We start from the raw sequence: 20,358 nt of genomic DNA on the forward strand, positions 1-20,358 counted from the left end.
CGTCGGCCCGCAGGTGGGGCCCCGGGTCACGGGCGGTTACGGCACTCCGGGCGGTTGGAGTTCTCGCAGTCGTCCGGGCCCAGGGTGTTCTGCGGCTCGGACGTCGGCGGCGGCGGCTCGGCCGGCGGCGGGCCGGCGCTGACGTAGATGACGACGCGCTGGCCGGGGTAGACCGAGGCGCCGTCGCCCGGGTAGGAGTAGGCGACCGTGCCTTCGGGGGCGTAGGCCGCGTAGACCCGGTCTCCGCTCTCCACCGGGTCGAGCTGGGCCTGCCGCAGCACCTTCTTGGCCTGCTCGACCGACATGCCGGTCACCGACGGGACCTGGATCGACTCGCCGCGCACGACGTCGTCGGTCGCCTCGCTGAACGAGCTCACCGGGACGTTGGCCAGCGTGCGGCTCATCATCGTCTGCCAGATCGGCCCGGGCAGGCAGCCGCCGCAGACGTCGCCGTAGTAGCGGCCACCGATGACCCGGTCGAAGAGCGGGTAGCCACCCTTCGGCGGTGACGGGTTGCCCGCCCACACCGCGGTCGCGAGGTCGGGCGTGTAGCCGATGAACCAGACGTTGGCCCGCTGGTTCGTGGTGCCGGTCTTGCCGGCGGAGGGGCGCCCGATCTGCGCCCGGGCACCGGTGCCGTTGGTCATCACGCCCTGCAGCAGCTCGTTCATGCCGTCGGCGATCTCCTGGTCGATCACCTGCTGGCAGTCGGCGTCGGGGACGCTGAGCCGGTTGCCGCTCGGGTCGGTCACCTCGAGGATCGCGATCGCGTTGCAGTGGGTGCCGCGGGCGGCGAACGTCGCGTAGGCCTCGGCCATCGTCAGCGGGGAGACCTCGTTGACCCCGAGGGTGAACGACTTGACCACCTGGAGCTTCTTGCCATCGGCGCGGCGCACGCCCATCGCCGCGGCCAGCTCGGCGGGGCGGCAGACGCCGACCCGCTCGCTCAGCTGGGCGAAGTAGGTGTTGATCGACCCCTCGATGCCGGTGCGCAGCGTGTAGTAGCCGTTCTCGCTCTCGGTCTCGTTGACCGGGTCCCACTTGTCGTAGAGCGTCTCGCCGTTGCACGCCTCGACCGGGCCGATGTCGACCTGGTAGGGCGAGTAGATGCCGTAGTCGAAGGGGTAGCCCTTCTCCAGCGCCGCCGCGGCGACGAACACCTTGAAGGTCGACCCGGCCTGGAACCCTCGGCTGCCGCCGTACGCCTGGTCGGTCGCGGGGTTGAACTTGAACTGCCCCTTGCCGTCGCCGAAGCTGCGGCTGGTCGCCATCGCCTTGATCTGCCCGGTGCCCGGTTGCACCGTGGCCAGCGCGGAGGCCACCTTGTCGCGCGGGTTGACGTACTCGCTCACCGCGTCCTGGGCGTTGCGCTGCGCGTTGCGGTCCAGCGTCGTGGTGATGGTCAGGCCGCCCTTGAGCAGCAGGTTGGTCCGGTCGGTGCGGGTGGCGCCGAACGCCTTGTCGTTCTGGATCGTCTTGAGCACGAAGTCGCAGAAGAACGCGACCTTGGACTCCTGGCAGCCGTTCTGCGTCGAGCGCTTCGACGGCTTGAGGTCGAGCTCGGTGGTCTTAGCCTGCTCGGCCTCCGTCGGGTCGACCACGCCGACGGCCGCCATCCGGCTGAGCACGACGTTGCGTCGGGCGAGAGAGCGCTCGGGATTGCGCGTCGGGTCGAACGCCGTGGGCTGCTGGACGATGCCGGCCAGCGTCGCGGCCTGTGCCAGGGTCAGGTCGCGGGCGTGGGTGCTGAAGTAGCGCCGGGCGGCCGCCTCGACGCCGTACGCACCACCGCCGAAGTAGGCGATGTTCAGGTAGCGCTCGAGGATCTGCCGCTTGGAGTACTTCTCCTCCAGGGCCACCGCGTAGCGCAGCTCGCGCAACTTGCGGCTGTAGGACTGCTCCGTCGCGGCGGCCCGCGCCTCGGCCCGCTTCTTCGGGTCGTCGATGCTCTCGGCGGACTCGAGCAGCACCTGCTTGACGTACTGCTGGGTCAGGGTAGAGCCGCCCTGCACGTCCTGGCCGGACTGGTTGTTGACGAAGGCGCGCATCGTGCCGCGGAGGTCGATGCCGCCGTGCTGGTAGAAGCGGGAGTCCTCGATCGCGATCACCGCCCGGCGCATGACCGGGGTGACGTCGGAAAGCGGGACCACGACCCGGTTCTCGGAGTAGAAGGTGGCGATCAGGCTGCCGTCGGCGGCCAGGATCCGGGAGCGCTGGGCGAGCGGGGGAATCTCCAGCTCGGCGGGCAGGTCCTCGAAGCCCTCGGCGCCGTCGCGGGCCGCCAGGCCCAGACCGCCGACCACGGGCAGCACCAGCCCTGCGACCAGGAGGCCGCAGAGCACGCTGATCCCGAGGAAGAGCACGAGCCGGGTCACGAACCCGGCGTCGGGCCGGTCCAGGCCGGGGCGGAGAGCCTGCATGAGGCACAAGGGTACGGGTGGCGGGAGGGGTTCGCGTCCATGCGGGCTCCAGCCGTAGTCCGTACTGACTAGATCAGATTGGGCCGAACGGTTCTGTTGCCCGAGGTGTCCGGATCCGTACCGTCCTCAGCACGACGCACCACGGCGCACACCCCGCCAAGGGGGGCGCACTGCACTAAGGACGGACAGCATGTGGGCAGACGACTGGGCCTCGCGGGGGGCTTGCCGTACCAGTGACCCGGACACGTTGTTCGTGCAGGGGGCCGCGCAGAACCGCGCGAAGGCCGTCTGCATGGGCTGCCCGGTCCGGACCGAGTGCCTCGCCGATGCCCTGGACAACAGGGTCGAGTTCGGCGTCTGGGGCGGGATGACCGAGCGTGAGCGCCGAGCGCTGCTCCGTCGCCGACCCAACGTCACCTCGTGGCGTGCCCTCCTCGAGACGGCGCGTGACGAGTACGAGCGTGGGCTGATCGCTGCGGTGGACCTCCAGGTCGCCATGTAGCGAGAGAGCAGCTCCCGACGGGAGAGCGATGACGGGGCGGTCCCTTTGTGGAGGGGAGGACCGCCCCGTTTCTGCTGTCCGGGGGGCTTGGCGACGTACCGCCGACGGCGTGCACCACCCGCCGCACCTGCATGATCGTTCGCGACACCAGCCGCCTCGACACGCCGGGCACCTCGGCGTGTCGGGCGCGTCCACGTCGCAAACGATCATGGTTGCCGGAGGTGGCCGGAGGTGGCCGGGGGTGGCCGGAGGTGGCCGGGGGTGGCTGAGTAGGCGCGGCTCAGGCGCCGGCGAGGGACTCGCCGACCAGCCGCAGGCCGGCCAGGTCGTGCACGTCGCCGGGCTGGGCGGCCACGTCGACCACCGGTACGCGGGGGTGCGCGGCCGTGAACCGCCCCCGCAACGACTGCTCCCGCTCGATCAGCCGCATCCGCTCGGCGTGCAGCCGCAGGATGCCGGCCGCCAGCGGGTGGGAACGCGACTCGTCGAGGGTCTCGGACCCGGCGGCCGCCCGGTCGGCCGACAGCCCGGTCGCGCCGGAGGCGTGCACCCGGTTGAGCACCAGGCCGGATAGCGGCATCCGCTCCTCGCCCAGCCGCTCGACGAAGTACGACGCCTCCCGCAGCGCGTCGCGCTCCGGGGCGGCCACCACGACGAAGGACGTGCCGCGCGCCTGCAGCAGCTGGTAGGTCGCGTCAGCCCGCTCCCGGAAGCCGCCGAACATCGTGTCCAGCGCCGCGATGAACGCCTGCAGGTCCTTGAGCACCTGGCCGCCGAGCACCTTGGTGAGCACGGAGGTCATCGCGTTGAGACCGGCGCCCACGACCTTGAGGTAAGCCCGGCCGCCGGTCTTGGCAGTGCCCATGAGCACCCGGATGAAGCGCCCGTCCAGGAACGAGCCCAACCGCTTCGGCGCGTCGAGGAAGTCCAGCGCCGACCGGCTCGGTGGGGTGTCGACGACGATCAGGTCCCAGCGGTCCTCGGCCCGCAGCTGGCCGAGCTTCTCCATCGCCATGTACTCCTGCGTGCCGGAGAAGCTCGACGACAGCGACTGGTAGAAGGGGTTCTCCATGATCATCTGGGCCCGGTCGGGCGTGGCGTGCGCGAACACGACGTCGTCGAACGTCCGCTTCATGTCGAGCATCATCGCGTCCAGCGAGCCGCCGCTGGACTCGTCGACGCCCTTGACCCGGCGGGGGCTGTTGTCGAGCTCGGAGAGCCCCATCGACTGGGCCAGCCGGCGGGCCGGGTCGATCGTCAGCACCACGACCGTGCGGCCCTCCTCGGCGGCCCGCAGGCCGAGGGCCGCCGCGGTGGTCGTCTTGCCGACACCTCCGGCGCCGCAGCACACGATGATCCGGGTCGACCGGTCGGCGAGCACCGCGTCCAGGTCGAGCGTCCGGCTCGGCGCGGCGCTCATGCCATGCCCTGCCGGCACAGGTGCTCCGCGAGCTGGTAGAGCGCGCCGAGGTCGACGCCTCCCGTCAGCAAGGGCAGGTCGTACGTCGGCCGCTGCAGCGTCTTGACCGCCCGGCGCTGGCTCTTCTCCAGCGCGACCCGGGCCGCGTGCTCCGCGGCCTCGACCAGCAGGGCGTCGACGCCCGGGTCGCGGACCTTGACGCCGGCGGCGGCGAGCCCCTCGGCCAGCTCGGCGCGGTCGAGCCGACCCTTGGCGGCCGCGGTGAGCTCGGCCTGCTTGAGCAGCGGCACCCGCACCGCGTTGACGACGATGCCGCCGACCGGCAGCCCGGCCTTGGCCAGCTCGGTGACCCCGTCGGCGGTCTCCTGGACCGGCATCTCCTCGAGCAGGGTCACGATGTGCACCGCGGTCATCGGGCTGCGCAGCAGCGACATGATGGAGTCGGCCTGGCCGCGGATCGGCCCGACCCGGGCCAGCCCCGCGACCTCCTCGTTGACCCCCAGGAACCGGGTGATCCGGCCCGTCGGCGGCGCGTCGAGCACCACCGCGTCGTACACGGGCTCGGTGCCCTTGCGGCGTCGTGCCGCCTCGTAGACCTTGCCGGTGAGCAGCACGTCGCGCATGCCCGGCGCGATGGTCGTCGCGAAGTCGATCGCCCCGATCCGGCGCAGGCCGCGTCCGGCACGGCCCAGCCGGTAGAACATCTCGAGGTACTCGAGGAGGGCCTCCTCGGGGTCGATCGCCAGCGCGAACACGTCGCCCCCGCCCGGCCCGACCGAGACCTTGCGCTCTTCGTAGGGCAGCGGCGGCGAGTCGAAGAGCTGGGCGATGCCCTGGCGGTTCTCGACCTCGACGAGCAGCGTCCGGCGGCCCTCCCCGGCCAGCGCCAGGGCGAGTGCGGCGGCGACCGTGGTCTTGCCGGTGCCGCCCTTGCCGGTGACGACGTGCAGCCGCACGCCCTCCCAGTCGGACTCCCGGCTCGCCACCCGCCGAGCCTAACGAGCAGGTCAGCGGCCTACGGTGGCGCCCGTGCCGAAACCGACCCTGCGCGCCGGGCGCGTCGTCCTCGTGCCGCAGACCATGGAGCAGGCCCGTGCACTGCTCGAGGGCCGCGACCCAGGGCTCGACCTCGCGCCGGGCTACCCGCACGCCGACACCGCCGACGGGCTGCGGATGTGGGTGGAGCACGGCGGGCCGGACTGGTCCGAGGGCGGCGGCTGGTTCGTCACGCTGGCCGACGACGGCCGGGTGGTCGGCGACTGCGGCACGGCCGGCCCGCCGGACGACGAGGGACGGCAGGAGATCGGCTACGGGCTGGCCGCGCCGTTCCGCGGGCAGGGGCTCGGCACCGAGGCGGTGCGGGTGATGGCCGACTGGCTGGCCGGGCTGCCCGAGGTGCGGGCCCTGACCGCCGACGTCGAGGTCGGCAACGACGCGTCCCGGCGGCTGCTGGAGCGGCTCGGCTTCCGCCTGGTCGACGAGCGCGACGGCCACTGGCAGCTCATCCGCTGACCCGCTTCACGGCCGCGAGCACGGTCGGCCAGGCCACCGAGAGCGGGTCGATCAGCTCGAAGTGCCCGACCCCCTCGAGCTCGTGCAGCATCGCGTCGTCGCCGGCCTTGGCCGCCCTCAGGGCGTACGTCCGGCTGCACCCGACCGGCACCGTGGGGTCGGCCGCGCCGTGCACCAGGGCGGTCCGGACGCCCGACGGCAGCCGCTGCGCGGGACTGGCCTCGGCGTAGCGCTCCGGCACCGCCGCCGGACCGCCCCCGAGCAGCGCCCGCGCCGCGTGGTCGCCGAGACCGCGCTGCTCGACGTCGACCAGGTCCGCCATGCCGGCGAGCATCACGACGCCGGCCAGCGGCACCGGCGTCGGCCGGTGCCACGGCGACGTGCCGGGCAGCCGGTGCCGGCTGGCCGCCCACAGCGCCAGGTGACCGCCCGCAGAGTGCCCGACCAGCACCGGCGACACGTCCGCCGACACCCGGCCGGGCGCCGCCGCGGCGACCAGCCGCGGCACGTGGTCGGCCACCGTGGCCAGGTCGTCGAACGTGCCGGGCCAGCCACCCCCGGGCATCCCCGCCCGGTGGTACTCCACGGTCGCCACGACGAAGCCGGCGTCGGCCAGCCCCTCGCTCTGCGGTCCGGCGTGCGCGCGGTCCCACGCGGCGGACCAGAAGCCGCCGTGCACGACGACGAGCAGCGGCGCCGGGTCGCTGCCGGGTGGCAGCCGCACGTCGGCCAGGTGGTCGGGCCGTGGGCCGTAGTCGACCGTCAGGTCCGGCGGGCGCGCGGCTCGGGACAGGACGTCCTGGGTCACCCCTGCACCGCGCCGCCGTCGACGTTGAGCCCCTGACCGCTGACGCCGCCGTTGACCACGCAGAACCACACGGCGTCGACCACCTCGTCGACGGTGATGAGCCGGCCGATGGGCTGCTTGCGCTCGAGGATCCTCCGGGCCTCCTCGGGGGTGCGGCCGGTCTGGGCGACGATCGTCGCCACCGACCCGTCGGTCATCGCCGTGTCGACGTAGGCCGGGCAGACGGCGTTGGCGGTGACACCGGTGCGCGCGAGCTCGGCGGCCACCGAGCGGACCAGGCCGAGCACGCCGTGCTTGGCCGCCGTGTAGCCCGCGATGTAGGGCTCGCCGCGCTTGGCGGCCACCGACGCCACCACGACGAGCCGGCCCCACCCGGCGTCGACCATGCCGGGCACCACGCGACGTACGCACCGGAACGGCGCCGTCAGGTTGAGGGCAAGCTGGCGCTCCCACACGTCGTCGGGGAACCGGGCGATCGGCGCGGACAGCCCCTCGCCGGCGTTGGCGACCAGCACCGAGGGCGGGCCCCACGCCTGCTCGACCTCGTCCACCAGCCGGTCCGGCGCCGCCGGGTCGAGGAGGTCGGCGGTCAGCACCAGCGTCTCGCCGGCGCAGAGGTCGGCGGTCACGCGCAGCTCGTCCTCGCTGCGCGCGGTGAGGGCGACCCGGTAGCCCTCGCGCGACAGGCGGACGGCGACGCCGCGACCGATGCCCCGGCCGGCGCCGGTGACGAGCGCGACCCGGCGGTCTCCGATGGCGGGCGAGGCGTCGGCGGACGTCGGCATCCGCGCAGTATGGCCCCTGACCGACCGCCCACTAGGGTCCCTGCATGACGAAGTGGGAGTACGCCACCGTGCCGCTGCTGGTGCACGCGACGAAGCAGATCCTCGACACGTGGGGCGCGGACGGCTGGGAGCTCGTGCAGGTCGTGCCCGGGCCCGGCGGCGGCGAGCAGGTCGTGGCCTACCTGAAGCGGGAGAAGCCGTGAGCACCCCCGAGGAGCGCATCGCCGAGCTGGGTCTGACCCTGCCGTCGGACTCACCGCCCCTGGCGGCGTACGTCCCGGCCGTCCGCACCGGCGACCTGGTGTTCACCGCCGGTCAGCTGCCCCGCCGCGACGGCGAGCTGGTCGCGACCGGCAAGGTCGGCGCGGAGGTGACGCCGGAGGTCGCGGCCGAGGCTGCAGCGGCGTGCGCGCTCAACGCGCTGGCCGCCATCAGGGGCGAGGTCGGTGACCTCTCGGCCGTACGTCGCGTCGTCAAGGTGGTCGTCTTCGTCGCGAGCGCGCCCGGCTTCACCGGCCAGCCCGGTGTGGCCAACGGGGCGAGCGAGCTGCTCGGCAAGGTGTTCGGCGACGCCGGGGTCCACGCCCGCAGCGCGGTCGGTGTCGCGGTGCTACCGCTCGACGTCCCCGTCGAGGTCGAGCTGGTCGTCGAGGTCGGTTAGCCCGGGCTGCCGGCGGGCGGCCTGCAGGAAGGCGATCTCGTACGCCGTCGCGCTGAGCTGGACGGCGACCCGGGCCAGGTCGGTCATCCGCTCCTCGCGACTCTCGATGCCCGGGTCGAGCTGGGCGTCGAGGTGCTCGCGCAGCTTGGCGCCGAGCCCGGCAGCCGTCCGGGCCGCCTCGAGCTGCAGCGCGGTCACCACGTCCAGCGAGACGCCCTGGGTCGCCAGCATCCGGCCGACACCGACGAGCACCGTGTGGCTGACCAGGTGCCCGTCGCCGTCGCGCCAGGCGAGGCCGGTCTCGGTCAGGTCCTCGGGCAGGTCGGGCAGCAGGGCCTGGATCCGCTCCTCGGGGATCGGCACGGTCGTCGTGATGTCGGAGCTGCCCTCACGGAACCGGCGGCGCCGGTCGGCCACGATGGCGCTGTAGTCGCCCGGCGACTCGATGAGCCGTTTGACGGCGGCCAGGGTGAAGCCCTCGCGCTGCAGCGAGCCGATCAGCATCAGCCGCGCCAGGTGGGCCCCGTTGTAGTGCGCGACCCGGCCGCGGATCTCGGGCCCGAAGAGCAGGCCCCTCGACTGGTAGGAGCGGATGTTGCGGGCCGTCAGCCCGGACCGCTCCGCCAGCTCGGCGATGGTCATCGTCTCGGCCACGCGACTCCCCTCGGCGTTCCCCCTGGCAGCGACCGTCCGACCGTACCGGCGGCGTGGGACGGGCCCGTACCATCACCGGGTGGTGGATGCCCCCGACGCAGTGCCCGGGCCGCTGCGCGAACGGGCCCTGGCCTACCTGGCCGGCCCGCGCGAGACGGTGGCACCGCGGCACGCCGCCACGGTCATCCTGCTGCGTGATACCCCGGGGGGTCTGCAGGTCTACCTCCTGCGGCGCACCGGATCGATGGCGTTCGCGGCGGGCATGCATGTCTTCCCCGGCGGGTCGGTCGACTCCCGCGACGGGGACGCCTCGCCGGCCTGGGCGGGGGCGGCGCCCGACGAGTGGGCCCGGTGGCTCGGCTGCGACGAGCCGCTCGCCCGGGCCCTGGTCTGCGCGGCGGTGCGCGAGACCTTCGAGGAGTCGGGCGTGCTGCTGGCCGGCCCGTCGACCGGCCCGTCGACCGGCCCGTCGACCGGCTCGGTGGTCGGCGACACCACGGCGGAGGAGTGGGAGCGCGACCGCCTCGCCCTGCTGGACCGCTCGCTGTCGATGTCCGGGCTGCTGGAGCGGCGTGGGCTGGTGCTGCGCAGCGACCTGCTCGCGCCCTTCGCGCACTGGATCACCCCCGAGTTCGAGCCGCGGCGCTTCGACACCCGCTTCTTCGCCGCCGCGCTGCCGGCCGGGCAGCGCGCGCGCGACATCAGCGGCGAGGCCGACCACGCGACCTGGGTCGGCGTGGCGGCAGCGGTGCGGGCCCACGAGGCCGGGGAGATGGCGATGCTGCCGCCGACGATCGAGGCGCTGCGCGACCTGGCGGCCTACCCCGACGTGGCCGCTGCCCTGGCGGCGCCCCGGCGGCTGCGGCCGATCCTCCCGCGGCTGGTCGAGACCGACGGCGCGCTGCGGCTGGTGGTCGAGTGACGGTCAGCGCCCCGGGCCCGGAGCCGATGCCGCTGCCCGGCTGGTGCATGCTGGTCCGGGCCGACAACCCGGGTCCGATGACCCTCGACGGCACCAACACCTACGTCCTGCGCCTCGACGCTGGTCGGGTCGTCGTCGTGGACCCGGGCCCGCCGGACGAGGAGCACCTGCACGCTGTTGCCAGTGTGGCCGGCCAGGGCGAGGTGGCGCTCGTCCTGCTCACCCACGGCCACCCCGACCACGCCGAGGGCGCCCCGCGGTTCCACGAGCTGACCGGTGCGCCGGTGCGGGCGCTCGACCCGGCGCACTGCATCGCGACCGACGAGCCGCTGGTGGCTGGGCCGGTCGAGTGGGACGGGGCCGGCGCGGCGGCGGGCTCGGCGGCGGACGGGTCGGGCGGCGTTGGCGCGGAGGGGCTGGCGGTCGAGGTACTGCTCACGCCCGGCCACACGTCGGACTCGGTCTGCTTCGTCGTCGAGTCGGCCGGGCGCCGGGCGGTGCTCACCGGCGACACCGTGCTCGGGCGGGGCACCACGGTGGTCGCCCACCCGGACGGGTCGCTGGCGCCGTACCTCGACTCGCTGCGCCAGGTCGCCGCGCTCGGACCGGTCACCCTGCTGCCGGGGCACGGGCCGGTGCGCCCCGACGCGGCCGCGCTGGCCGGCGAGTACCTCACCCACCGAGAGGCGCGTCTGGTCCAGGTGCGTCGGGCGGTGGCCGACGGGGCGACGACGGCCCCCGAGGTGGTGCGGCTGGTCTACGCCGACGTGGACGAGGCCCTGTGGCCGGCCGCCGAGCTCTCGGTGCGGGCCCAGCTCGACTACCTCGCCGCGGAGAGCGGGGCCTGACCGCTCAGCCGATGCACGGTCCGCCCAGCCGATGCCCCGTCCGCCCTGGTGATCGTTTGCGACACCGGGAGGCCCGACACGCCGACACCGCGGCGTGTCGCGCCAGATCGCGTCGCAGACGATCAGGCAGGAGGACTGGCCGTCAGCCGGCGCGGCGGGTCAGGCGGTCCAGGTCGAGGATCACCACGGCGCGGCCGTCGAGCCGCAGGAAGCCGCGAGAGGCGAAGTCGGCCAGCGCCTTGTTGACGGTCTCGCGCGATGCGCCGACCAGCTGGGCCAGCTCCTCCTGGGTGAGGTCGTGGGTGACCCGCAGCCCGTCCTCGGTCTCGACCCCGAAGCGCTGGGCCAGGTCGAGCAGGGCCTTGGCCACCCGGCCCGGAACGTCGCTGAAGATCAGGTCGGCCATCGCCTCGTTGGTGCGCCGCAGCCGGCGGGCCAGCGCGGCCAGCAGCCGGCCGGCGACCTCGGGTCGCTGGCTGAGCAGCGGGTCGAGCGCGTCGTTGCCGAGGCCGGACAGTGTCGTCGCGGTCACGGCGGTCGCCGTGGCGGTGCGCGGCCCGGGGTCGAAGAGCGACAGCTCGCCGAACATCTCCCCGGGCCCGAGGACCGCGAGCAGGTTCTCGCGCCCGTCGGCGGCGGTGCGGCCGAGCTTCACCTTGCCGGTCGTGACGATGTAGAGCCGGTCACCGCGGTCGCCCTCGGCGAAGAGGGTCTCGCCGCGGCCCAGCTTGACCACGTCCATCCGGCGCTGAAGGGCGTCCTGGGCCTCGGGGTCGAGGGCGGCGAAGAGGGGCGAGCCGCCGAGCGGTCCCGCTGCCCCGGCTGGCGCGCCCTGGCCCTGCTGCTCGTCCACGTGCGTCCTCTCACCAGCCCCCCTGCTCGACTTGGCTTCAGTCTGCCGCACCGGCCGGCGGGGTGCCGAGAGAGGAGGCGTCAGGCCACGCCTACCCCGGCGTCGGGCGGCAGGGGGAGCGCCCGCAGGGCCAGCGAGGGCTCTTCTCGGTAGCGCGCGATCAGCTCGCCGGTCGCGGCGTCCAGACGCTCGTGCAGGCCGCGCCGGTAGGCGGACAACTCGTGCTCGGCGTCGGCCAGCCGGCTTGCTACCTCGGCGCACCCCTCGCGCTCCCAGAGAACGGCCAGGTCGGGCACCGGCGGCATCTCGACGTGCCCGTCAAGGGGCTGGACGGCGAGCCGTCGGCTGGCCCGCTGCTGGTCGGTGAGGACGGTGCGCAGCCGGCCGAGGGCGGTCTCGTCGTCGACTGCGAGGTCGAGCCGGGCCTGCACCAGGCGCCGCCAGTAGGAGACCCGGGCCTCCTCGGTGATCAGCTCCTGCCGGTAGGTGCGCAGCTCGTCGAGGGCCAGCGGCGCCAGCTCGGGGGCGCGCTGCGCGGGCCGGCGTGGGGGCTGGCCGCCGGCGGCGGTGCGCCGGCGGGCGCGCGGGTCGGCCGCATGGGTCGTGGTCACGTCGTGGTCCTCCGTCCGGCGGCAGGGTGCCGGTAACGCTGGTCGAATCGTCGGCACCCGCCGCGTGCTTGACCCGGTGTCACCCGGACGCCGCACGGACTTGACCGCCTTTTGAGGAACCCGTCGGGGCGGACCGTAGGCTCTCCCGGGTGAGCAGGCGCGGCGGCACCCGGGGAGTGCCCAGAGCCAGCGACGTCTCGGACGAGACGTCGCTCGGCCGGACCCGGCGGGCCCGCCGGATCGCGAGGGTCCTGGCCGAGACCTACCCAGACGCGCACTGCGAGCTCGACTTCACGACCCCGCTGGAGCTGCTGGTCGCCACGATCCTGTCGGCGCAGAGCACCGACGCGCGCGTCAACATCGTCACGCCGAAGGTCTTCGCCCGCTACCCGACGGCCGCCGACTATGCCGCCGCCGACCGCGCCGAGCTGGAGGAGCTGATCCACTCGACCGGCTTCTTCCGGGCCAAGACCAACGCGCTGATCGGGCTGGGGCAGGCGCTGGTCGAGCGCTATGACGGCGAGGTGCCCGGCCGGCTCAAGGACCTGGTCACCCTGCCGGGAGTCGGGCGCAAGACGGCCAACGTCGTGCTGGGCAACGCGTTCGGCGTCCCGGGCATCACCGTCGACACGCACTTCGGCCGGCTGGCCCGGCGCTTCGCGTGGACCGAGCAGACCGACCCCGACAAGGTCGAGGCCGAGGTCGGCGTGCTGTTCCCGAAGAAGGACTGGACGATGCTCAGCCACTGGCTGATCTGGCACGGCCGCCGGTGCTGCCACGCCCGCAAGCCGGCCTGCGGCGCCTGCCCGGTGGCGGCACTGTGCCCGGCCTACGGCGAAGGGGAGGTCGACGCGGCCAAGGCGGCGAAGCTGCTCAAGAGCGAGGCACAGGTGGCGGTCTCGTCGTGAGGTGGCGGCGCACCGTGCCGCGCCGGTCGGGTCGCGCGGGTGCGGCGGCCGCGGCGCTGTCACTGCTCGCCGTCGTGTCGTTGGCCGGGTGCAGCGGCTCCGGTGAGGGCGGCGGGCCGGCCGACCGCGCGGCGACGGCTCAGCCGAGCACTGTCGGGCGTACGTCGTCGGACCGCACGTGCCCGCAGCTGGACCGTGCACAACCGCGCGACGACGGGCTGCCGGACCTCGATCTGCCCTGTCTCGAGGACGGTCCCTCGGTCAACCTGGCCGACCTGCGCGGCACTCCCACGGTGCTCAACGTCTGGGCCGCGTGGTGCACCAACTGCGACCGCGAGATGCCGCTGTTCGCCGACGCGATGGACCGTGCCGGCGACCGGCTGCGTTTCTTCGGCGTCCACTACAAGGCGACCCGGGCTCAGGGCCGCACCTCCGAGGACGACTTCGGCGTGCCGTTCCCCTCGGCGCACGACGGCGACGGTGACCTGACCGTCGCGCGGCTGCGTGCCACCGCGCCCCCGCAGACCTTCTTCGTGAGCGCCGACGGCAAGGTCGTCGGGCGCAAGGTCGGCGAGATCACCTCGCAGGACGAGCTGGACGGCCTGGTCGAGCAGTACCTGGGCGTGCGGCTGTGACCACCGCCTCGGGGGTCCCGGCGACGCCGCCGGCCGACCTGCCCGGTTGGCTGAGCCCGCTCGCCGACGCGGCCCGGACCGCCCGGCCCGAGGACCTGAGCCGCTTCCTGCCGCCCGAGGAGGGTGGCCGGGAGTCGGCGGTGCTGATGCTCTTCGCCGGCGACGAGGCGGGCGGCGTGCCCGGTGCGGACGTGCTGCTGATCGAGCGCTCGCACGGGCTGCGCAGCCACGCCGGCCAGGTCGCGTTCCCCGGCGGCGGCATCGACCCGGACGACGACGGTCCGGTCGGGGCGGCGCTGCGCGAGGCGGCGGAGGAGACCGGCCTCGACCCGGCCGGGGTCGCCGTCGTCGGCACGCTGCCGGCGCTGTTCCTCCCGGTGAGCGACTACGTCGTGACCCCGGTGCTCGGCTGGTGGCGCCACCCGTCGCCGGTGTCGGTGGTGGACGAGGGCGAGGTCGCGTCGGTGCACCGGGTGCGGCTGGCGGACCTGCTCGACCCGGCCAACCGGTTCGTGACCCGGCACCCGAGCGGCTTCACCGGTGCGGCGTTCGACGCCGCCGGGCTCTACGTGTGGGGGTTCACGGCCGGGCTGCTGGACCGGATGCTGCGCCTCGCCGGGTGGGAACTCCCGTGGGACCGCACCCGGGTCGAGGACCTGCCGGCCGAGGTGCTGGAGCGCATCGACCGCGAGATGGGCAGCCGGTGAACTGGCTCGACGTCCTGCTCCTCCTCGCCGCCGCGTCGTTCGCCTTCTCGGGCTACCGGCAGGGCTTCGTGGTGGGGGTCCTGGCGTTCGCCGGCTTCATCCTCGGCGGAGTCGGCGGCCTGCTCGTCGCGCCCGCCCTGGTGTCCGGCCTCGAGGCCGGGATCACCCAGTCGGTGCTGGCCATCTCGATCGTCCTGCTGGCGGCGACGGTCGGCCAGGCGACGCTGGCCTGGCTCGGCTCGCTGGTCCGCGACCGGCTGACCTGGCGCCCGGTGCGGGTCGTCGACGCGGGTCTCGGCGCGTTCGTGAGCGTCGTCGCGATGCTGCTGGTCACCTGGTTCCTGGCCAGCGCGCTGCGACCGGGCCCGGTCCCTACGCTGTCGCGGCAGATCAGCGACTCGCGGGTCATCACCGCGATGGACGAGGTGGTGCCCGACCAGGCGCACACCCTGTTCTCGTCGTTCCGCCGGGTGCTCGACGACAACGGGCTGCCGACCGTCTTCGCCGGCCTGGCCCCGGAGCAGATCCGCCCGGTGGAGCCGCCGACCCCGGGCATCACCGGCAACCGGGCGGTCCGCCGGGCCGGCCCCAGCGTGGTCAAGGTGGTGGGGACGGCGGAGGACTGCAGCCGGCGGCTCGACGGCAGCGGCTTCGTCTACGCGGCCCAGCACGTGATGACCAACGCGCACGTCGTCGCCGGTGTCGACGACCCGCAGGTGCAGATCGGCGGCATCGGCCGGACCTACGACGCGCGGATCGTCCTCTACGACCCCAGCCGGGACGTCGCCGTGCTCTACGTGCCCGACCTGCGGGCCGACCCCCTCGACCTGGACCCGACGGGCGGCCGCGGGGACGACGCAGTGGTCGCGGGTTTCCCCGGTGGCGGGCCCTACCGGCTCGAGGCGGCGCGGATCCGCGACACCATCGACGCCCGCGGACCGGACATCTACCACCGCGACCAGGTGACCCGTGAGGTGTTCTCGCTCTACGCGGTCGTCGAGCCCGGCAACTCGGGCGGCCCTCTGCTCAGCCTCCGGGGCGACGTCTACGGCATGATCTTCGCCAAGTCCCTGGACGACGCCGACACCGGCTACGCCCTCACCGCCGACGAGGTGCGGCCGCTGGCCCGGCGCGGTGCCGGTCGCATCGCCGAGGTGGACACCGGCGCCTGCGCCTGACCGCCCCGCCCCGCCCCGCGTGCCGCCCGCTTCGCCCTTCGCCCCACCCGAGTTGATCACGGCACCATGATCAACTCGGGTCGACAGCGGTGTGCAAGCCACAGTCGCTGCGAGTTGATCGGAGTCGGTCCAGGTCGCTGCGTCAGGCGGGCGGGCTGTTGACGCGCAGGCGCAGGGTGCGTGGCGGCTCGTCGGCGGTCAGCGGCTCCGCGGCGATCCGGCGCGCGGCGTCGACCAGCCCGGTCACGTCGATGCCGTACGGCGCCTCGTTGCTGTAGGCGGCCACCCGGGTGGCTCCCCGCTCGAGCAGGCGGGCCGCCCCGACCGGGTTGCCGCGGGCCCGGTGGGTGAGCCCGACGGCGAGCTGGGCCAGGCCCTGCCAGAGCTCGCGCTCGTGCTCCGGGGCGGCCTTCCAGGTGCCCTCGAGCACCTCGTGGGCGTGGAAGGGGCGGCCGGCGTCGAGCAGCCGCTGCGCCTCGGCCAGCGACTCGAGCGGCGGCAGCACGAGGTCGTCCGGTACCCGCTCCACGGCGCCGGTCGAGGCGGTCGCGCCGTCCCAGCCGGTCGCGCCGGCCGCGCTGTCCCAACCGGTCGCGTCGGCCGCGTCGTGCGGCAGCGGCCGGCCGAGCCCGTCGCGCGGCCGGGCGGACCGCGCCCGGCCGGCTTGGTCGCGGTCGCGGTCTCGATCGCCGGCGGTCACGGCCGGCCCTGCTCGGGCCCGGGGTCGGCCAGCCAGTCGCCGACGACCGAGACGAACGTCGACGGGTCCTCCTCGGGCGCGAAGTGCCCCACGCCCTCCATCAGGTGCCAGCGGTAGGGCGCCTCGACGTAGCGGCCGGAGCCCTGGGCGCTGGTGGGCAGCACGCAGCGGTCGAGGGAGCCGTGCACCTGCAGGGTGGGGACCGTCACCGGGCTGGCCATCCGGCGGGCGTAGCGCAGGCCGTCCGGGCGGGGGATCGAGCGGACCGCCCACCGGTAGGACTCCAGCGCGCAGTGGGCCACCCCGGGGATCTGCGCGGCCTGCCGGTAGCGGCGCTCGGCCTCGGCGTCCGGGAAGCCGGGCCCGGCCCAGTCGTGCAGGAGGTCGACGACCTGCTGCGCATCGTCGGCGACCAGCCCGCGCTCGGGGAGGACCGGCCGCTGGTAGCCGATGACGTGCCGGCTGGCCCGCAGCTGCCGGGCGTCGGTCAGGTGCGACCGGCGCAGCCGCCGCGGGTGGGGCATGGACACGGCGACCAGGCGACGTACCTGCCGGGGATGCACGACCGCCAGCGTCCACGCGACGAGGCCGCCGAGCCCCAGGCCCACGACGACGGCGTCGCGCTCGCCCAGCGACCGGACCACCCCCGAGACGTCCTCGGCCAGGGTCCGCGGGTCGTATCCGCGCGGCGGCTTGTCGCTCGCGCCGAAGCCGCGCAGGTCCATCGCCGCAGCCCGGTAGCCACGGCCCGCGAGCTCGGGAAGCTGGTGCCGCCAGGCCCACCAGAACTGCGGGAACCCGTGCAGGAGCAGGACGAGCGGCCCTTCGCCGGAGACCGCGACGTGGAACCGGGCGCCGTTGGCGGCGACCATGTGGTGCTCCCACGGCCCGGCGACCCGGGCGACAGATGCGTCCGGCGGCGGCTCAGCGCTGCGTCGTCGGCGCACCGGCGGACCCGTCGGAGCGCGGGCTCTTGAGGAACGTCGCGGTGTCCTTGCTGGTCCGGATCGTCCGCTCCGGCGGGCCCACCCTGCTGATGAGCCGCTTGCCGAGGAGCACGAGCAGCGCGCCGACCAGCAGGTAGGCGACGGCGACGATCAGGAACGCCCAGCCGGGGTGCAGGCCGAGAGCGACCAGGCCGTACGCCGCCGCGATGCTCAGCAGGACCACCGCGAGGAGACCGAGGAAGCCGGCGGCACCGAACATCCCGGCGCCGGCGGCACCGTGCTTGGCCTCGGCGCGCAGCTCCGCCTTGGCGAGCTCGATCTCGCTCCGGACCAGGGCGGACAGGTCGCGGCTGGCGTTGACGACGAGCGCGCCGAGCGTCTGCTCGGTGCTGGGGCTGGGGCTGGGGCCTGGGCTGGTCGCGGTCATGGTGAGGCCTTCCGTTGCTGGCTGCTGGCCGGTCGTCGAGGGGCAGTCTGCCCGCCCGGTCATCGTTGGTACACGTCCGGGACGCCGTCGCCGTCGTCGTCCCGGTCCTCCTCGGCCACCAGCCGGTCGTAGTGCCGGTGCCGCAGTCGCAGCAGAGCAGCGCCGAGCAGCGCGGCCACGAGGGCCGCGACGAGGATGGCCGCGGTGATCCGGTCGTCCTGGGCGCTGCCCGCGCCGAACGCGACGTCGCTGACGAGCAGCGGCACGGCGAAACCGATGCCGGTGAGGGCGGAGACCGCGAAGACGTCCGCCCACACCAGGTCCGGGCTCAGCCGGGCCGCGGTCGCCCGGGCCACCAGGTACGCGCCCGCGAAGACGCCGACCGTCTTGCCGACGATACGGGCGACGACGACACCGACGGCCGCGGGGTCGGTCGCCGCCGCGGACAGCGCGTCGCCCGACAGCGCGATGCCCACGCTGAACAGCGCGAACAGCGGAACCGCCAGCCCGGCGGACACCGGCCGCCACGCGTGCTCGAACCGCTCGACCGGGCTCCGCTGGTCCGGGTCGTCACGGTGCACCCGGGTGAGCAGGCCGACCGCGACCCCCGCGACGGTCGGGTGCACGCCCGCCGCATGCATCAGGCCCCAGGCGAGCAGCGCGAGCGGCACCAGGACCCACCACGTGTCGACCCGCTGCCGCTGGGCGAGGCCGTAGCCGGCCAGGGCCGCCGCAGAGCCGAGCAGCAGCAGCGGCTGGACGCCCGAGCTGTAGGCGACGGCGATGATGACGATGGCCACCAGGTCGTCGACCACGGCCAGCGTGAGCAGGAACGCGCGCAGTGCCGACGGCAGTCGCCGCCCGACGATCGCGAGCACGGCGAGGCAGAACGCGATGTCCGTCGCCGTGGGGATGGCCCACCCCCGCGCGGCCGGGGTGCCGTGGGTGAAGGCCAGGTAGATCAGCGCCGGGACGGCCATCCCGGTGAGCGCGGCCGCCACGGGGAGCAGGGCCTCGGCCGGCCGACGCAGGGAGCCCAGGGCCAGCTCGCGCTTGAGCTCGAGGCCGGCGACGAAGAAGAAGATCGCCAGGAGTCCCTCGCCGGTCCACTCGCCGACCGTGAGGTCCAGGTGCATGGCGGCCGGACCGATGTGGGTGTCCCGGATCGACTCGTACGCCGAGGCCCAGGGCGAGTTGGCCCAGACGAGGGCCAGGACGGTGGCCAGGATGAGCAGGGCGCCGCCCAGGGTCTCCTGGCGCAGCGCCTCCGCGACGAAGCGGCTCTCGGGCCAGCTGGGGAGACGGAGGAAGTCCGGGGCGCCGGGCCGTGAACGGGACACGCGACTCCTCCGGACGGGGACGTGACGGATCGTCCTGCCGACCAGACTTCCCGGCGCACCGCGACTCACCCTAGCGAGCCGTCGCGGCCCCTCGGCCGGTGAGCGCCCGCTGCAGCGAGCTGAGCGGGGTGGACCGGTCGGGCCGGTCGGGCCGGTCGGGTCGCTGGTCGGCGTGCAGGCTGGTGGTCGCGCGCTCCCAGGTCGTGCTGGAGCTTCTCCATGATCGTGAGCTGGGCGCTGGCCCACCGGAGTCCCCTGCCGACCTGGTGGCGTTCGTCAACCCGAGGAGCACGACGAGGGGATGGACGACCTCACCACCACCGCCCAGCTCACCTCGTGGCTGGCCGGTCACGGGCTGGCCGGTCGCCGCGTGCGGGCGCTGAAGATCTGCTCGGCCCGACGACTGCCGCTGGGCCCACCTGGACCAGACGAAGAACCGGTCGAGGGCCTGGTGCGAGTGGGGCTGCGGGAACAAGGCCAAGACCCGCGCCTACCGGGCCCGCAAGAAGGCCGCCGCCGGCTGATCTGCTCGAACTGGCAGGTCAGCGGGTCACTTCCTGACCCGTACGCCCGCCAGCCCGGGATGCGGCGGGTGGGCTACTCGTCCCCGCCGCCCTTGCCCTTGTCGAGGCCCTGGCCGATCAGGTTCATCACCGTCGGGTCGGCCAGCGTGGTCACGTCGCCCATCTCGCGGTGCTCGGCGACGTCACGCAGCAGCCGCCGCATGATCTTGCCGGACCGGGTCTTGGGCAGCTCGGCGACGAGCAGCACCTGGCGCGGCTTGGCGATCGGGCCGAGCACCTTGGACACGTGCTGGCGCAGCTCCTGGATGACCGCCTCGCCGGCCTCGGAGTCGTCGGCGACCGCGTCGGCGGCGTCGCCCCGCAGGATCACGAACGCGACGATCCCCTGCCCGGTCGTCGGGTCGGTCGCGCCGACCACGGCTGCCTCGGCGACCTTCGGGTGCGACACCAGCGCCGACTCCACCTCGGTGGTCGAGATGTTGTGGCCGGACACCAGCATCACGTCGTCGACCCGGCCGAGCAGCCAGATGTGGCCCTCCTCGTCCTTCTTGGCGCCGTCGCCGGCGAAGTAGAGCTCCTTGAAGCGCGACCAGTAGGTCTCCTTGTAGCGCTCGTCGTCACCCCAGATGCCGCGCAGCATCGACGGCCACGGCTCGGTGAGGACCAGGTAGCCGCCACCGCCGTTCGACACGGACTGGGCCTGCTCGTCCACGACGTCGGCGCTGATGCCGGGCAGCGGCGTCATCGCCGACCCCGGCTTGGCCGCCGTCACGCCCGGCAGCGGGCTGATCATGATGGCGCCGGTCTCGGTCTGCCACCAGGTGTCGACGACCGGGGTGCGGTCGCCGCCGATGACCCGGCGGTACCAGATCCAGGCCTCCGGGTTGATCGGCTCGCCGACCGAGCCGAGCAGCCGCAACGACGACAGGTCGTGCTCGGCGGGGATCTCCTCGCCCCACTTCATGAAGGTGCGGATCGCCGTGGGCGCCGTGTAGA

At 74.2% G+C, this 20,358-nt stretch carries 24 protein-coding genes; 11 read left to right on the forward strand and 13 right to left on the reverse strand.

The window, feature by feature from the left end:
- Positions 1-26: 26 nt before the first annotated feature.
- Positions 27-2,420: a penicillin-binding protein gene (locus tag VK640_05575; protein ID HTE72652.1), complete on the reverse strand. Its 2,394-nt coding sequence runs from the start codon at positions 2,418-2,420 to the stop codon at positions 27-29.
- Between the two features lie 190 nt (positions 2,421-2,610).
- On the opposite strand from VK640_05575, the gene VK640_05580 reads away from it, so the two are divergent.
- On the forward strand, positions 2,611-2,922 hold the full coding sequence (locus VK640_05580) for a WhiB family transcriptional regulator (GenBank protein HTE72653.1): 312 nt from the start codon (positions 2,611-2,613) through the stop codon (positions 2,920-2,922).
- Positions 2,923-3,202: 280 nt separating this feature from the next.
- Here VK640_05580 and VK640_05585 read toward each other — a convergent pair whose 3' ends face one another.
- Both VK640_05585 and VK640_05590 read right to left on the reverse strand, forming a co-directional pair.
- Positions 3,203-4,342: an ArsA family ATPase gene (locus VK640_05585; protein HTE72654.1), complete on the reverse strand. Its 1,140-nt coding sequence runs from the start codon at positions 4,340-4,342 to the stop codon at positions 3,203-3,205.
- Positions 4,339-5,328 (reverse strand): ArsA-related P-loop ATPase, encoded by a 990-nt coding sequence (locus VK640_05590; GenBank protein HTE72655.1) that lies wholly within the window; start codon positions 5,326-5,328, stop codon positions 4,339-4,341. Before VK640_05590 ends, VK640_05585 begins: the two co-directional genes overlap by 4 nt.
- Before the next feature lie 43 nt (positions 5,329-5,371).
- Here VK640_05590 and VK640_05595 point away from each other — a divergent pair, with 43 nt between their 5' ends.
- Positions 5,372-5,854, forward strand: coding sequence for a GNAT family N-acetyltransferase (locus VK640_05595; GenBank protein HTE72656.1), 483 nt, complete (start codon positions 5,372-5,374; stop codon positions 5,852-5,854).
- Here the strand turns inward: VK640_05595 and VK640_05600 are convergent.
- Together VK640_05600 and VK640_05605 are read right to left on the reverse strand one after the other, a co-directional pair.
- Entirely contained in the window at positions 5,844-6,662 is an 819-nt protein-coding gene (locus VK640_05600; protein HTE72657.1) for an alpha/beta hydrolase, read from the reverse strand. The two genes, VK640_05595 and VK640_05600, sit on opposite strands and share 11 nt — an antisense overlap.
- The gene (locus tag VK640_05605) at positions 6,659-7,447 is read right to left on the reverse strand and encodes an SDR family oxidoreductase (protein ID HTE72658.1); all 789 of its coding nucleotides are present in this window, start codon (positions 7,445-7,447) and stop codon (positions 6,659-6,661) included. The genes VK640_05600 and VK640_05605 overlap by 4 nt, the downstream gene beginning before the upstream one ends.
- Before the next feature lie 44 nt (positions 7,448-7,491).
- Between VK640_05605 and VK640_05610 the strand changes: the two genes are divergently transcribed.
- Together VK640_05610 and VK640_05615 are read left to right on the forward strand one after the other, a co-directional pair.
- Positions 7,492-7,650 carry a DUF4177 domain-containing protein gene (locus tag VK640_05610; protein HTE72659.1) on the forward strand — a complete coding sequence of 53 codons (159 nt, stop codon included), beginning with the start codon at positions 7,492-7,494 and terminating at the stop codon, positions 7,648-7,650.
- Positions 7,647-8,108: a RidA family protein gene (locus tag VK640_05615; protein HTE72660.1), complete on the forward strand. Its 462-nt coding sequence runs from the start codon at positions 7,647-7,649 to the stop codon at positions 8,106-8,108. Before VK640_05610 ends, VK640_05615 begins: the two co-directional genes overlap by 4 nt.
- Here the strand turns inward: VK640_05615 and VK640_05620 are convergent.
- Positions 8,058-8,762 (reverse strand): MerR family transcriptional regulator, encoded by a 705-nt coding sequence (locus VK640_05620; protein HTE72661.1) that lies wholly within the window; start codon positions 8,760-8,762, stop codon positions 8,058-8,060. The genes VK640_05615 and VK640_05620 overlap by 51 nt on opposite strands.
- A 112-nt stretch (positions 8,763-8,874) precedes the next feature.
- Between VK640_05620 and VK640_05625 the strand changes: the two genes are divergently transcribed.
- Together VK640_05625 and VK640_05630 are read left to right on the forward strand one after the other, a co-directional pair.
- Positions 8,875-9,684: an NUDIX hydrolase gene (locus VK640_05625; GenBank protein ID HTE72662.1), complete on the forward strand. Its 810-nt coding sequence runs from the start codon at positions 8,875-8,877 to the stop codon at positions 9,682-9,684.
- Positions 9,685-9,710: 26 nt separating this feature from the next.
- Positions 9,711-10,532 (forward strand): MBL fold metallo-hydrolase, encoded by an 822-nt coding sequence (locus VK640_05630; GenBank protein HTE72663.1) that lies wholly within the window; start codon positions 9,711-9,713, stop codon positions 10,530-10,532.
- 142 nt (positions 10,533-10,674) lie between these two features.
- On the opposite strand, the gene VK640_05635 is transcribed toward VK640_05630, so the two are convergent.
- Both VK640_05635 and VK640_05640 read right to left on the reverse strand, forming a co-directional pair.
- Entirely contained in the window at positions 10,675-11,385 is a 711-nt protein-coding gene (locus VK640_05635) for a Crp/Fnr family transcriptional regulator (GenBank protein HTE72664.1), read from the reverse strand.
- A gap of 80 nt (positions 11,386-11,465) precedes the next feature.
- On the reverse strand, positions 11,466-11,996 hold the full coding sequence (locus VK640_05640; GenBank protein ID HTE72665.1) for a hypothetical protein: 531 nt from the start codon (positions 11,994-11,996) through the stop codon (positions 11,466-11,468).
- A gap of 176 nt (positions 11,997-12,172) precedes the next feature.
- Here VK640_05640 and nth point away from each other — a divergent pair, with 176 nt between their 5' ends.
- Genes nth through VK640_05660 form a run of 4 tightly spaced genes read left to right on the forward strand, consistent with a single transcriptional unit; the run spans position 12,173 to position 15,424 of the window.
- The gene (gene nth / locus VK640_05645) at positions 12,173-12,904 is read left to right on the forward strand and encodes an endonuclease III (protein HTE72666.1); all 732 of its coding nucleotides are present in this window, start codon (positions 12,173-12,175) and stop codon (positions 12,902-12,904) included.
- 14 nt (positions 12,905-12,918) lie between these two features.
- Positions 12,919-13,539: a TlpA disulfide reductase family protein gene (locus tag VK640_05650; GenBank protein ID HTE72667.1), complete on the forward strand. Its 621-nt coding sequence runs from the start codon at positions 12,919-12,921 to the stop codon at positions 13,537-13,539.
- Positions 13,536-14,246: a CoA pyrophosphatase gene (locus VK640_05655; protein ID HTE72668.1), complete on the forward strand. Its 711-nt coding sequence runs from the start codon at positions 13,536-13,538 to the stop codon at positions 14,244-14,246. Before VK640_05650 ends, VK640_05655 begins: the two co-directional genes overlap by 4 nt.
- The gene (locus tag VK640_05660; protein ID HTE72669.1) at positions 14,243-15,424 is read left to right on the forward strand and encodes a MarP family serine protease; all 1,182 of its coding nucleotides are present in this window, start codon (positions 14,243-14,245) and stop codon (positions 15,422-15,424) included. Before VK640_05655 ends, VK640_05660 begins: the two co-directional genes overlap by 4 nt.
- A gap of 142 nt (positions 15,425-15,566) precedes the next feature.
- Here VK640_05660 and VK640_05665 read toward each other — a convergent pair whose 3' ends face one another.
- Genes VK640_05665 through nhaA form a run of 4 tightly spaced genes read right to left on the reverse strand, consistent with a single transcriptional unit; the run spans position 15,567 to position 18,838 of the window.
- On the reverse strand, positions 15,567-16,124 hold the full coding sequence (locus VK640_05665) for a DUF309 domain-containing protein (protein HTE72670.1): 558 nt from the start codon (positions 16,122-16,124) through the stop codon (positions 15,567-15,569).
- On the reverse strand, positions 16,121-16,996 hold the full coding sequence (locus VK640_05670) for an alpha/beta hydrolase (protein HTE72671.1): 876 nt from the start codon (positions 16,994-16,996) through the stop codon (positions 16,121-16,123). Before VK640_05670 ends, VK640_05665 begins: the two co-directional genes overlap by 4 nt.
- A gap of 52 nt (positions 16,997-17,048) precedes the next feature.
- On the reverse strand, positions 17,049-17,498 hold the full coding sequence (locus VK640_05675; GenBank protein HTE72672.1) for a phage holin family protein: 450 nt from the start codon (positions 17,496-17,498) through the stop codon (positions 17,049-17,051).
- Between the two features lie 59 nt (positions 17,499-17,557).
- The gene (nhaA, locus tag VK640_05680) at positions 17,558-18,838 is read right to left on the reverse strand and encodes a Na+/H+ antiporter NhaA (protein ID HTE72673.1); all 1,281 of its coding nucleotides are present in this window, start codon (positions 18,836-18,838) and stop codon (positions 17,558-17,560) included.
- A 419-nt stretch (positions 18,839-19,257) separates the two neighbouring features.
- On the opposite strand from nhaA, the gene VK640_05685 reads away from it, so the two are divergent.
- The gene (locus VK640_05685) at positions 19,258-19,362 is read left to right on the forward strand and encodes a CGNR zinc finger domain-containing protein (GenBank protein ID HTE72674.1); all 105 of its coding nucleotides are present in this window, start codon (positions 19,258-19,260) and stop codon (positions 19,360-19,362) included.
- Positions 19,363-19,435: 73 nt separating this feature from the next.
- Here VK640_05685 and VK640_05690 read toward each other — a convergent pair.
- Positions 19,436-20,358, reverse strand: a 923-nt coding sequence (locus tag VK640_05690) for an AMP-binding protein (protein HTE72675.1), incomplete at its 5' end; no start/stop codon positions are given.

Source organism: Actinomycetes bacterium, from assembly GCA_035489715.1.
Taxonomy (GTDB): domain Bacteria; phylum Actinomycetota; class Actinomycetes; order JACCUZ01; family JACCUZ01; genus DATHAP01.

Coding starts and splice junctions, on each gene's coding strand:
- VK640_05630 (HTE72663.1), top strand. CDS start 9,711: ATGCCGCTGCCCGGCTGGTGCATGCTGGTCCGGGCCGACAACCCGGGT.
- VK640_05575 (HTE72652.1), bottom strand. CDS start 2,420: ATGCAGGCTCTCCGCCCCGGCCTGGACCGGCCCGACGCCGGGTTCGTG.
- VK640_05610 (HTE72659.1), top strand. CDS start 7,492: ATGACGAAGTGGGAGTACGCCACCGTGCCGCTGCTGGTGCACGCGACG.
- VK640_05580 (HTE72653.1), top strand. CDS start 2,611: ATGTGGGCAGACGACTGGGCCTCGCGGGGGGCTTGCCGTACCAGTGAC.
- VK640_05605 (HTE72658.1), bottom strand. CDS start 7,447: ATGCCGACGTCCGCCGACGCCTCGCCCGCCATCGGAGACCGCCGGGTC.
- VK640_05675 (HTE72672.1), bottom strand. CDS start 17,498: ATGACCGCGACCAGCCCAGGCCCCAGCCCCAGCCCCAGCACCGAGCAG.
- VK640_05670 (HTE72671.1), bottom strand. CDS start 16,996: ATGGTCGCCGCCAACGGCGCCCGGTTCCACGTCGCGGTCTCCGGCGAA.
- VK640_05585 (HTE72654.1), bottom strand. CDS start 4,342: ATGAGCGCCGCGCCGAGCCGGACGCTCGACCTGGACGCGGTGCTCGCC.